Genomic DNA, 12,868 nt, shown 5'->3' on the forward strand with positions numbered 1-12,868 from the left:
GCCATGGCACGTCTCTACAGGGGAATAAGGATTTTATTCTATTCCTTCAATACGGTCTTCAACTTCTTGGTATAACTCCCGCAGACGGTCTAAATTCTCCTCGCTGGTTTCCCAATAGCCGCGACCATTAACCTCTAACAACGTGCTAATAATCTTACGGAAAGAATGGGGGTTTAAGTTCAGCAAACGCTTCTGCATTTCTGCATCTTGAATAAACGTTTCATTCACATCCTCATACACCCAATTATCCACCGCCCCGGCTGTAGCACTCCATCCCATTGTATTAACAAGGCGCTTAGAAAGTTCGCGCACTCCTTCATAACCATGAGATAACATTCCTTCATACCATTTCGGGTTTAGAAGTTTAGTCCGGGCATCCAAACGCACCGTTTCCGATAACGTCCGTACCTGGGCATTTGCGGTTGTCGTATCCGCAATATAAGAGGTCGGTTTTTTGCCATCCTTGCGTAAATTGGCAATTAATTTCGTCGGGTCAGAATCGAAATAATGGGAGACATCAGTTAAACTAATTTCCGAAGAATCTAAGTTTTGGAACGTCACTTCTGCGGTTTTTAACGCCGACTCAAAGATATTTCGATCCTGTTCCATTATCCCCGGATTATCAGAATTAAAGGCAAAAGATTTGCGCTTTAAGTACATTTCTTGTAATTCTGATTCCTGTTCCCAACTGCTATTTTCTACCGCCAAATTGACGTTAGACGAATAGGAACCGGAGGCATTGGTAAACACGCGAGTTGCCGCTTGTCTGACCGATACTCCTAACTCCTTCGCCTGTTCTAAAGCGTGTTTACGAACAAAATTCATCTCCAACGGTTCATCAGATTCGGCCGCCATTTTTACCGCTTTATCTAATAGCGCCATTTGGTTAATAAATAAGTCGCGGAACACCCCAGAACAGTTGATCACGACGTCAATGCGTGGCCGTCCCAATTCCTCTAAAGAAATTAACTCCAACTTATTCACCCGTCCCAGGGCATCGGGTACGGGTTTAACCCCCACCATCCACATCACTTGTGCTAGGGACTCCCCATAGGTTTTGATGTTATCGGTTCCCCACAGGACGACGGAGATGGTTTCGGGATAATTTCCACCATTTTCGACCTTTTGCCGTTCTAACAGCCGTTCTACGACGATTTGAGCAGACTTCACCGCCGCCGCCGTGGGAATGGACTGGGGGTCGAGGGCGTGCATATTTTTGCCCGTCGGTAAGACATCGGGGTTACGGATGGGGTCGCCTCCTGGCCCCGGGATGATATATTCTCCTTCCAACGCCCGCAGCAAGGAGCCCAACTCGTTATCGGCGCACACCTGTTGTAAGCAGAATTCCAAATACTCAAATAACGGTTTAATGGGTTCGGGGTCAACTTTGGTAAAACCGAACTCATGGAGTGCTTCAATCCAGGGTTCTTTTTTACCCATATTAAAGAAGTTGAGTTTGGAGACCAGAGAAACCCGTCCTTCGGCGTCGGTTTGTTCGTGAACCAGGGCGATAACGGCGGCGCGGCAGGCTTCGGTGATTTTTTGTAATAACTCCACATCCGCTAACAGCCCTAAGTTATTGTTAGAGTACAGTTCCTCAATATCGCGGTTGAGGCTATTGGCAATAATTCGGGGTAAGCTGAGAAGATTATCTTCTTCCCGATCAATACTGGCGATATTTACCAGAGTTGAAATTGCTTCTTCGGCCGTGGGGGGTTTGCCAATAACGTGCAAACCACAGGGTAACAACCGCGACTCAATTTCCATTAACCGCCGATAGACCTGTCCCACGACATGATCCCGTGCTTCGGGGGTTAATTCCGCCGCATCGGTTTCGGGGAGGGTAATATCTTGGTCAAAATTCACCATTCGAGACTTATCGATAATGGTGTTAACAATTGCCACACCCCGACCGCTATCTTTTAGGGTTTGATAAGACCCAATTAACTCATTGAGTTCTTTCAGACCTTTATATAACCCGGCATTTTCCGCAGCCGGAGTTAAATAAGAAATAGTGGCGGCATAACTACGCCGTTTGGCGATGGTAGCTTCGCTGGGGTTGTTGGCGGCGTAGTAATACAGGTTGGGAATACTGCCAATTAAATTATCGGGGTAGCACTCTCCCGACATCCCCATTTGTTTACCCGGCATAAATTCTAAGGAGCCATGGGTTCCAAAGTGTAACACCGCATCCGCTTGCCAGACTTTTTCTAAATAGGTGTAGTAGGCGGCGAAGCCATGGTGGGGACTGGCTGACCGGGAGAATAACAACCGCATCGGGTCGCCTTCATAGCCAAAGGTCGGTTGAACTCCGATAAACACATTGCCAAACTGTTTACCGAAAATCAATAAATTCTCACCGTCGGTGTTTAAGGTTCCCGGTGGTGGCCCCCAATTCTCATTTAAGCGATCAAAATAGGGGGTTAACTGCTCATATTCAGCCACGGACATCCGATAGGCGACATTTAATTCCGGGCTTTGATATTGGGCCGTGGCGTCGTGGATGACTTCCTGCATCAGTTTCTCGGCGGACTCTGGCAGGTCTTGAATATCGTAGCCATTGCCCTGCAAGGCTTTGAGGACTTCGTAAATAGACCCGAACACATCCAAATAGGCCGCCGTCCCCACGTTTCCTTTATCCGGGGGGAAGCTAAAGACGGTAATGGCAACTTTTTTGTCTAATTTGGGTTTTTTCCGCAGATTAGCCCATTTTAAGGCTCGTTGGGCGATCGCTTCGATCCGGTCTTGTAAGGCGATCGCTTTTCCGGTGGCCCCATCCCGTCCTGATATAATAATTGGTTCGATCGCCCCATCAAGTTCAGGAATAGCAATTTGTAGCGCCACTTGGATCGGATGCAGGCCCAAATCACTTTCTTCCCATTCTTCCGTGGTTTGGAAGACTAAGGGCAAGGCCACCATATAGGGACGGTTCATCCGTTTTAGGGATTCTATCGCCTTGGGGTGATCCTGTCGAGCCGGGCCACCAACTAAAGCAAACCCGGTTAACGACACAATAGTATCCACGATCGGTTGGGGCTGAATGCCTTTCGGGGGGTTATCCCAGAAATACTCATCGATGGGTTTAGAAAAGTCCAACCCGCCCGCAAACACCGGTAATACCCGCGCTCCTAACGCTTCAATTTCCTGTACCATGGCCACATAATGGGCATCATCTCCCGTCACCAGGTGCGTCCGTTGCAGCACTAACCCCACACAGGGGGCGAGGGGATCTTTTTGGTCGTCGGAAATATCGTCGCGGCTATTATTCCACTGGAAATATTCGCTGGCGTCCTCGAACATTTTGGGCGCCAGGGGATGCCAAATACCCATATCGGGATAGGTGACGGGATCGGCAAATTGTAGCTTGTCCTTGCCCTTAAACACATATTTTGACCCTAACATCAGTAGGAAGTTTTCCAGGTTATCGGAAGACCCCCCTAACCAATATTGGAAGGATAACATGAAGTTGCGGGCATCCTGGGCCTTGTCCATCGGCAGGTATTTCAGGACTTTGGGCAAAGTTTGCAGCAACTTGAGCATGGCGTCTTGGAAAGAACTCCCCGACTGTTCTTTACGTTTCTTCATGAACTGGGCGATCGCACTTTTGCTTTGTCCCAGTTGCGCCATGGAAAACGTCCCCATTTTGTTCAGACGCATCACTTGAGGCATGGAGGGGAACACCACGGCCACATCCAGGCTATCCCGGTAGGGGGCTACGGCCTCAACCAGTTTATCGGCTAAATCTTCAATAAAAATCAAGGAGGCTATAAATATATTAGCCTGGGATAAATCTTGTTTAAAACTTTCGTAGTTTTCGGGAGATCGTAACTCCTCGATCAAATAACCGCTAATTTCGATCGCGACATTAGGGTTATTCGCATTAATGGACTGGACTGCCGCCGATAGGGCACTTTGATATTGCGCTTCTAACACCACATAGACCACTTTCATCAGTTGTCGCCCGTTCAGGTCATCTGGCTGGATGTGTCTAATGGTGGGTTTTACATAAGTAAACATATCTTAATTGGTTCCTTTTTTGTCTGCTTCTCTCTTAAGGGGATCGGCGATGGGCATTGCCAGATCATTAGGACTTCCCTTTGAGTATTCTTACCAGAAAATGGCTATTCTGGGCAGGTTTGATGACCCTTCGCAACAATTCGACAAGAAAAATGTCATTATTTTTCACATTTCTTGACTTTCTTCACCTTTTATTTTTTAGGAATTATTTGCAATAAGAAAGAATCGGCAAAAATCTAAAGAACTACTAGAAATTGCTAAAATAGGAGTAGAACGAGCAATTAAAACCGATAAAGTGACGGCGACTATTTGGATAAATCAACAACTTGAAAGATTGGCAATCAACCTAAAAACTACCACTTAAATTATTTTGGAGTAGCAATGAAAGCACTGAAAGTCATGGCAATAATTAATGATCAAGGACAACTAACCTTAGATCATCCCCTCATAACAGATAAAAATAGTCGTGTAGAAGTCATTGTTTTAATTCCAGAACAGAAAGATTTAGATGATAAATCTCAAGCAGAAGTCTTAGCAGATTTTCGTCAAGCTTGGCAGGAAGCAATGACTGGACAAACTATTCCAGTTGCTCAACTTTGGGAAGGAATTGAAGATGTCTAAACAGCCTTTAATTCAAGTTGAAGTTTCGTCAACATTCAAACGAAATCTACGCACTCTTGCCAAGAAATATCGCAGTATTCGGAATGATATACAACCCATCATCGAACAACTGGAGCAAGGAGAGTTACCAGGAGATCAAATACCGGAAGTTGGTTATGTCGTCTTCAAGCTGAGAGTCCGAAATAGCGACATTCAGAAAGGTAAAAGTGGTGGCTACCGTCTAATTTACTACATCAAAACAGCAACGGCAATTATTTTACTGACGATTTACGCCAAATCTGAACAAGTCGATATTGACGCAGATGACATTCGGAGCATCATTAGAGAATTTGAACAGCAGGCGACAGAAAGTAAAGAGGATGCCTAAACAACTCCTAGAAATTGCAGCAACTTGAAAGATTAGGAATCAATCTAAGAAAATCAAGGATAAAATCATGAAAAGTAGAGAATTTTTTATGGTGACTCATAGTTTGGGCAATAGGTTGTGTTAAGATTCAACTAACTCCATCAAGTTTGGTTAATACTATGATCGGCACTATCTCCCAATCTCTAGTTGTCAATCAAGCGGACATAGATGATTTAAAATTATTCTATCAGTTTCGCCGTGAGCATGATGTTGTTCAATTTTTAGCAATTCATCCCCATCTATTATCAATTTTGGTATTAGGTAAAGATTTAATCAGCCAATATTTCCCAGAATCAAATGTATTTCTTGACTGGATTTTAGATCCAGAATTAGCTGAGTCCCAATTGGTTGTTTACCTAACAAGAACAATTGCAGATACAGAAGCAGCAATTGAACAAATTGAAAAACTGTCTGATCAGTGGTTAGGAAGCTATGACGGTGATATCCGCAGTCAAATTTATGTCAGATATGATTATTTATGACTTTTGATTGGTTGGATTATTTAACCTTAGCTCAAAATTTAGCGGGACAAACGGTTATTGTTAGTGAACAAGCTAAATTTAGATCGGCTATTAGTCGAGCTTACTATGCAGCTTTTCACCAAGCAAAACAGGTTTTAGAAGAAAAAGATAGATTAACAATTCCGTTACAAAATGTTCATAAATTTGTGATAAATCAATTTCAAAATCATCAGTGTCTTAGTGCCTTTGTGGTGACTGCAAAAATCACCGAGCAACAGCACCCATAATAACCTCTCCCCGACTTTCTTTTCTCGCACAGTCCTGATTTAATTCTAAGAGTTTTTCTAAAATATTATCCTGGGATTTAAAATGATATGCTTCCCGGACTAACTGATCGAGTTTTCGATGAAATTTATAGAGTTTTGAGGTCGGTTCATGGTAATATTTATTATAGAGTTGAGTAATTCCCCAGCCTTTTTTAATCATTTCTTGACTGCGATACTCGTGTAACTCGATTGTAATTTTCCTAATATTTTCAATTGTATTTTTTCTAGGGGTTTGAGGAAAGGGGAAGGTTTCAAAACAAGTGGTGTGGGTATATCTGGTATCCCCTTTTAAGGTTGAACTTTGCGCTTTCACCCAAATTCTATGGGTATCAGATAACAAAATTCCTAAGATATAATAGTCTTCCGTTGCGACTACTACCGATTGATCTCCCGCTAACCATTCAACAGATGCGGGAAGAAAAATTGCCCATTTTGATAATCGAGGGACTGTAAAATAATAAGATAAATTAGCGATCGCCGCTCTCATTCCCGGTCGAGTTGCGAAAAACTGCCACCAATATTCCCGAGCTTTTTTAGCTCGATTATTCAATCTTTCTGGTTTAACATAATTTTTAATTTGCTCAAACGGTAAGGGATACTGATGACAGTCTTCTAAGGTCATTTCATTAAAATCAATAATCCATCTTTCCGGTTTTCCTAAAGGTTTTTGAGCTAAATTTGCCCCCATGGAAAACAACTTTAAAATAGGTCGATTATTTTGATCTCTATTTATCCAGTCTTCAGCAATTTCTGCCGTAATAATAAAACCCATCCCCAAAGGAATTACACCTTGAAAACATTGGTTTAAATTTGCCTTCAGTCTCACCGCCTGGGAAACCTTTACCGTGGACTGTAAGGAAGAATTAATCAAAGTAACTTCTTGTCCATCTAAAATATATTGATTAGGTTTCTGCTTTGACCAATTCACAATACTAACATGAACTTTAGCATCTCCCGACCATGGCTGAGAAGAAATAGCCTGATAAATATAACCGCCATTTTCCGTAATATAATCTAAAGAAATCGCCCTACTTTTACCTTGACTAATAGAATTCGTCGCCACTAAACCCGATCTTCCATGATCCCCTAAATGATCATGGGTTAATCTAAACCAATAGGCGCAAAAATCAACATCTCTAATCCCTGGAAAACGCTTAAATAGTTGATTAACATATTCATCTCCTAACGTTAAGCGAATGTGTTTACTCCCCAAAAAAGGAGGATTTCCAATAATCACGTCCGCTTGTACCCAATTGGTAAATAAAGCATCCGCACAAATGATATTTTTATCTAAAGTATCTAAGGGTAAACAGGACTCATTTAACCCTAATTGATTAATAGCAATTTTTCTGCCAATCATTAACGTAACTTTCGCCAATTCCACAGCAAAGGCGTTAATATCCATGCCATAAAATTGTCGAGGACTGACCTTTTGAGTATAAACAGAAATATCCTCAAAATTAGCTATTTTCTCTAACAGTATTTTTTCAATATATTTTAACTCTTGATAGGCTACATAGAGAAAATTTCCCGAACCACAAGCCGGATCAAGGACTTTATAATTGATTAATTCATGATATAATAATTGTAACTCTTTTAAGGTATTAGCTGCACTAATTCTATCTTCCCAATATTCCCGAATGGTCGGTAATACAATACTTCTAATATCAGCTTCCGAGGTAAAATGAATGCCATAAGCATGACGTTGTTGTTTTGATTTATCTTTATTTTTATCAGCATAACTCAAAGCACCTTCAAACAAATTTCCAAAAATAGAAGGACGAACTTTACTCCAATCTTGCCCCGCACAAGCCAATAATAGATTTAACTCCCCACATTCTAACTGAATGGGATAAAATTTATCCAATAATCTACTATTAAGATATTCGACTCCTACATAGCGTCCATCAAGGACAACCCCAGGTTGATTCATTGCTTGAAACAGTCCACCTAAAATATCAGAGGAATTGCCTTGATTTTCGACACAATCTTGTAAACAACGAGTAAACATTGCCGCAGGAAGTAAACCAATATCTTCCGCATACATCGCTAAAACACACTGTAAAATAAAGTGTTGGGCTTGGAGAGGAGTGTATTTTCTAAAATTATTTCTTTCACCTCTTTCTAATAAAGAATGTAAAACATCTCCTAAGCGTCTGGCTGCTTTTTCTGTAATTTCAACTTGATTATTTTTAAACTGAGGGCGGAGATTTTTCGCCTCCAAAAAACTAAAAGCCCGAATGCGTTTTGGTAAATCTTCTAACGCTATAATATCAACTGGGTCATCGGGTTGATTATCAAAATCATAAATATGAAATTCATCAAAATTACATAAAATAACATAACGAGGGCGATCGCTTTTTTTAATTCTAATATAATATCGTTCAGCTTGGGTACGATAATCTCGATCTTGAAGATTGCTTCCCCGTTTTTTCATCTCAATTAAAACACGATTTTTCCACAATAAATCAGCAAACCCCATGTTTCCTGATTTCCCAGCTTTTGCGATCCGTTGTTCAAAAGTTGCACCCGCTTGTAATGCACCTTCATATTCAAAAGCCTGAAAAAAACGATCTAAAAATATTTGTGCCTGTCCCTTTTTATCCCCAATGATATACTGTTGACAATAATTAACAAATTTTTGCAAACTTTCTGGTTTAGTCGGCATAAGCAAAATCAGTGATTAACCCTTCCATCAATTTGATCATACTTCAATTGGGTTTATGGAAACAGACAACAGCCAGAAACCAAGTTTTTTATCCCGAAAATTGATGTTAAAATAAATAGCGATCACAAATGTTATCACCATCAGCAGGGAGCGTGTTTTTATGGTGACTCATAATGTTCATATAGTTATTGGATCTCATCATGAATCATAAAATTAGAGCCGAAAAAATCCAACAAATTGTTGTTACCTCTGAACAGATGCGAAATATTGAAGAACGTATCTTTTACGCCGGGATACCCGTGGCGGCTTTAATGGAAAAAGTTGCCGGAAAAATTACCCACAGGTTACGGACTTTATTCTTAGAAAAATCAATTACCTCGGCTGATAAAATCGGTATATTAGTAGGGCCAGGACATAATGGCGGTGATGGATTAGTGGTAGCTAGGGAACTCTATTTTCTCGGCTATAATATTGTAATTTATAGTCCCTTTTCAAAGCGCAAAGAATTAACGGAATCCCATGCCAAATATGCTATTAGTTTGGGAATTAATTTTAGTTCTAATATCAAGGAATTATATGACTGTGATATTTTGATTGATGGGTTATTTGGATTTGGTTTAGAGCGAGAAATTGCCGGAGAACTTGCCAATACTATCAATATAATTAATAATTGGAATAAACTTGTCATTAGTATTGATTTACCATCGGGAATTCATACCGATACAGGGGAAATATTAGGAACAGCAATTAGAGCCAATATTACCCTTTGTTTAGGACTATGGAAACAGGCTTTTTTACAAGATACCGGATTAGATTATATAGGCAGAGCCGAATTGATTGATTTTGATATTCCTTTGATGGATATTAATGCTATTATCGGGGAATCTCCTATCCTAAATCGCATCACTCAGGATACTGCAATTAATAGTTTGCCCTTGCCCCGTCCCGCTAATCATCATAAATATAAAAACGGTCATTTACTAATTATAGCAGGTTCCAAACAATATACAGGAGCCGCTATTTTAGCTGGATTAGGAGCCAGAGCAAGCGGTGTGGGAATGCTGTCTATTGCTGTTCCTAATTCGATTAAACCCTGGTTAAGTTTACAATTACCAGAAGCCCTAATTATAGGCTGTTTAGAAACTGAAAATGGAGCGATTCTTGAACTTCCAGAAGATCTGGATTTAAGACGCTATCAAACGATTATTTGTGGCCCTGGATTAACGACCGAAGCTCAGGCTATTGTGGAAAGAATATTACCAGCAAACTGTCCGATTATTTTAGATGCGGATGCTTTAAATATTTTAGCTAAGTTGAATCCATTTTTTACCCTATCTTCTCGTAAATTCCCCACAATTATCACCCCCCATTTAGGAGAATTTAAACGGCTATTCCCGGAATTAATAGCATTAGAAAAAAATCAAATAATATTAGCCAAACAAGCCGCCGAATTAACGGGTGCTATTATTGTTTTAAAAGGGGCTAGAACCTGTGTTGCTACCCCTAAAACCGTTTGGATTAATCCCGATAGTACCCCAGCTTTAGGTCGTGGGGGAAGTGGGGATGTTTTAACGGGATTATTAGGGGGGCTATTACCCCCTGTGATTCTCGCGGAAAAACCTGTACAATCAATAGTAAATACGGCGGTTTGGTGGCATTCCCAAGCCGGGATTCTAGCGGCAAGAGAACGCACGGAATTAGGGGTTGATGCCTATACATTAACTCAATATTTAATTCCGGCTTTAACACAATTCCTAAAAACCATAAATTAAATCAGGAGATAACCGTGAAATTACAAGTTTTAGAACATACGATTTTTAAGCTGCATCCGGTTGCAGCCGAAGCTGTTGCTTATAATGAAAAAATATCCGTTTATCGTGATACAATATTTGAAATAGAAAGTTATTCCCAAGCAGAAGATAACCATTTACAGGTTAATTTCCTATCTCCTAAACCCAAGAATATGACGACTTGGTTTGTTCCGGCTCATCAAGTTAAACTCTTAGAAATCGATGAAGAATTAACCGCCTCCCGTTCCGTTTCTTCGGCTTCCTTTGCGGTATCTAATGCAGAATGGATATGGCCAATGACGGGAACCAGTATGGGTTCTATAGCTGAATTTGGTTATGCTAGAGGAAGACTTCATGCAGGTGTTGATATTGGGGGATATACTCCCGATGAATGTTATGCGGCGAGTGATGGAGTGGTTGATTATATTAAAAATGATCCCAGTGGTGCAGAAGGTCGGGCAATTTATATTAAACGTTCTAATGGTTGGGAACACGTTTATTTTCATTTACAATCTATTGGGGTTAAAGTGGGTCAAACCGTCACCAAAGGTCAATTTATCGGGGTGCGAGGCGGTTCGGGTTTTGGGTATGAAGGATTAGAAATTGATGGGGGAGGATATTCGATTCATCTACATTTTGAATTGCATAAACCCGATGGAGAAAAGGTTGATCCCCGTTCTATTTTACCCGATGATGGTAGTGTTCCTATTGTGGCTTAAACTAACTTTTGAGCCATGAAATCTAATAAAATCTTTCTATGCAGAGTCCCTATTAATCTGACCATTCCTGCCTTTTGGGAATAACATTCTCCAGCTTGAATATCCTCGGGTGTTAATAATCCCATATCCCAGCCTTCATGTAAGACTAATTGACTCAAATCAACCGTTAAAGGGGCATAAAAAACAATCCGATTGACCAGAGAATCTGGATAAGAATTGAATTGAAGAAACTCAGGAACATTATAACCAATTTCTTCAAGTAATTCCCGTTTAAAGGCACTTTCTGGGGTTTCTCCGGGTTCTAAATGTCCCCCAAATAATCCCCAAACCCCAGGATGAACAATATTAGGGTTATTATCTCGTAACTGCAATAAAAACTTTCCATCTCGATAAAGAATTGCTATAGCAACTTGAATCATAATTTGTTACCCATTACCCATTACCTGTTCCCTGTTCCCGTTTAATTTCTTTGACATAAACATCTCCAATATCTTTTCCTTTCATCTCCTTAATTAAAATACTTTTATATTCTACTTTTCCTTGAATTAATAGGTCTTGTTCGAGGGGTGGTAAAGGTTGAGTGGTAAATACCCAAATTGAACCCGTATCATCTTGGAGTTGATAAGCACCAGCCCCTAAAAAGGGTGCATGACTTTTGACTTTACCTCGGAGATAAACTTTAGCACCTATTTTCTGTTTTTGTTGTAGCAGTTCAATTTTAGCGGTATTAAAATTAATCCAACTTTCAGAGTGGGAAATACTTTGACAACTGACTAATCCGGTCACAAATAGTAATACAATACTAATTTGCCAGGTTTTGGTGAACTTCTGTGAAAATGAAAAGGTCATAGAGTCACTGAATATATTAATTGACAAAAGAGAGAGCGAATTATGGATAATCTATTAGACGGTAAATCTACAGCCAAAAAGATTCAAGCCCAACTACAAGAGCAGGTAGAAATATGGCAATCTAAAGTTGGACGTCCGCCCGGTTTAGCGGTGATTATGGTGGGGGATAATCCGGCCAGTACGGTATATGTTCGGAATAAAGAACAAGCCTGTGCTAAGGTGGGAATTACATCTTTTGGTCAACATTTCCCCGCAGAAACAAGCCAAGAAGAACTCACTCGTATTATCCATGAACTGAACAAAAATGAACAAGTGGATGGAATTTTAGTTCAGTTACCCCTTCCCGCGCATCTGGACTCCGTTGGGTTACTATATGAAATTGATCCCAAGAAAGATGCTGATGGTTTGCACCCGGAAAATTTAGGACGGTTAGCGAGGGGGGAAAAGGGGCTAAGAAGTTGTACCCCCGCCGGAGTTATGCGACTATTTCAGGAATATAATATCGAGCTAAAAGGAAAACACGCCGTTGTTTTAGGTCGCAGTATTTTAGTTGGGAAACCGATGGCTTTAATGCTATTAGAAGCTGATTGTACCGTAACTATTGCCCATTCCAAAACTCAGGATTTAGCTAAAGTTAGCCGGGATGCGGATATTGTGGTGGCGGCTATCGGACGTCCGCAAATGATTACGGCGGATTTTGTGAAACCTGGCGCTATTGTGATTGATGTCGGAATTAATAAAATTACGGATAATAATGGTAAATCTCGCCTAGTCGGGGATGTGGATTTCGAGAGTGTTCAACCCATCGCCCAATATATTACCCCAGTTCCAGGGGGTATTGGCCCGATGACCGTGGCGATGTTATTGCAAAACACCTTCTGGAGTTATTTGGAAAAGGTGCAGTAATCAGTAATCGGTAAATAGTTATCAATCGATAGAAAATCTAAGTAAGGGAGGGGTTTTAGACCCATTTTTTTGGTAAAATGGTGGAGTTAAAATTTGGCTCCTGCG

11 protein-coding genes are annotated in these 12,868 nt (G+C 40.7%); 7 read left to right on the forward strand and 4 right to left on the reverse strand.

The genetic code is table 11. The features are described from left to right. Positions 1-33: 33 nt before the first annotated feature. Positions 34-4,017: a magnesium chelatase subunit H gene (locus AC2D3N_RS00620; protein ID WP_484692465.1), complete on the reverse strand. Its 3,984-nt coding sequence runs from the start codon at positions 4,015-4,017 to the stop codon at positions 34-36. A 381-nt stretch (positions 4,018-4,398) separates the two neighbouring features. Here AC2D3N_RS00620 and AC2D3N_RS00625 point away from each other — a divergent pair, with 381 nt between their 5' ends. From AC2D3N_RS00625 to AC2D3N_RS00640, 4 genes are all read left to right on the forward strand, one after another. Beyond that, positions 4,399-4,638, forward strand: coding sequence for a type II toxin-antitoxin system RelN family antitoxin (locus AC2D3N_RS00625; protein WP_484692466.1), 240 nt, complete (start codon positions 4,399-4,401; stop codon positions 4,636-4,638). After that, positions 4,631-5,005: a type II toxin-antitoxin system RelE family toxin gene (locus AC2D3N_RS00630; RefSeq protein ID WP_079680380.1), complete on the forward strand. Its 375-nt coding sequence runs from the start codon at positions 4,631-4,633 to the stop codon at positions 5,003-5,005. Before AC2D3N_RS00625 ends, AC2D3N_RS00630 begins: the two co-directional genes overlap by 8 nt. A gap of 158 nt (positions 5,006-5,163) precedes the next feature. Beyond that, on the forward strand, positions 5,164-5,526 hold the full coding sequence (locus AC2D3N_RS00635) for a hypothetical protein (protein ID WP_079680379.1): 363 nt from the start codon (positions 5,164-5,166) through the stop codon (positions 5,524-5,526). Further along, positions 5,523-5,792 (forward strand): hypothetical protein, encoded by a 270-nt coding sequence (locus tag AC2D3N_RS00640; RefSeq protein ID WP_484692467.1) that lies wholly within the window; start codon positions 5,523-5,525, stop codon positions 5,790-5,792. The genes AC2D3N_RS00635 and AC2D3N_RS00640 overlap by 4 nt, the downstream gene beginning before the upstream one ends. Here the strand turns inward: AC2D3N_RS00640 and AC2D3N_RS00645 are convergent. Then, positions 5,770-8,499, reverse strand: coding sequence for a class I SAM-dependent DNA methyltransferase (locus AC2D3N_RS00645; protein ID WP_484692468.1), 2,730 nt, complete (start codon positions 8,497-8,499; stop codon positions 5,770-5,772). The two genes, AC2D3N_RS00640 and AC2D3N_RS00645, sit on opposite strands and share 23 nt — an antisense overlap. Positions 8,500-8,699: 200 nt before the next feature. Here AC2D3N_RS00645 and AC2D3N_RS00650 point away from each other — a divergent pair, with 200 nt between their 5' ends. Together AC2D3N_RS00650 and AC2D3N_RS00655 are read left to right on the forward strand one after the other, a co-directional pair. Next, complete coding sequence (locus AC2D3N_RS00650; RefSeq protein ID WP_484692469.1) at positions 8,700-10,271, forward strand: NAD(P)H-hydrate dehydratase; 1,572 nt, start codon at positions 8,700-8,702, stop codon at positions 10,269-10,271. Between the two features lie 14 nt (positions 10,272-10,285). Further along, positions 10,286-11,008 (forward strand): M23 family metallopeptidase, encoded by a 723-nt coding sequence (locus tag AC2D3N_RS00655; RefSeq protein ID WP_484692470.1) that lies wholly within the window; start codon positions 10,286-10,288, stop codon positions 11,006-11,008. Here the strand turns inward: AC2D3N_RS00655 and AC2D3N_RS00660 are convergent. Together AC2D3N_RS00660 and AC2D3N_RS00665 are read right to left on the reverse strand one after the other, a co-directional pair. Further along, positions 11,005-11,427, reverse strand: coding sequence for an NUDIX hydrolase (locus AC2D3N_RS00660; RefSeq protein WP_484692471.1), 423 nt, complete (start codon positions 11,425-11,427; stop codon positions 11,005-11,007). The two genes, AC2D3N_RS00655 and AC2D3N_RS00660, sit on opposite strands and share 4 nt — an antisense overlap. A 13-nt stretch (positions 11,428-11,440) precedes the next feature. After that, positions 11,441-11,857, reverse strand: coding sequence for a hypothetical protein (locus AC2D3N_RS00665; protein WP_484692472.1), 417 nt, complete (start codon positions 11,855-11,857; stop codon positions 11,441-11,443). A gap of 42 nt (positions 11,858-11,899) precedes the next feature. Here AC2D3N_RS00665 and folD point away from each other — a divergent pair, with 42 nt between their 5' ends. Then, a complete protein-coding gene (gene folD, locus AC2D3N_RS00670; RefSeq protein ID WP_484692473.1) occupies positions 11,900-12,763 on the forward strand; it encodes a bifunctional methylenetetrahydrofolate dehydrogenase/methenyltetrahydrofolate cyclohydrolase FolD in 864 nt (287 codons plus the stop codon). The last annotated feature ends 105 nt before the right edge of the window (positions 12,764-12,868 follow it).

Source organism: Planktothrix sp. PLAVEN19ND (genome assembly GCF_057220675.1).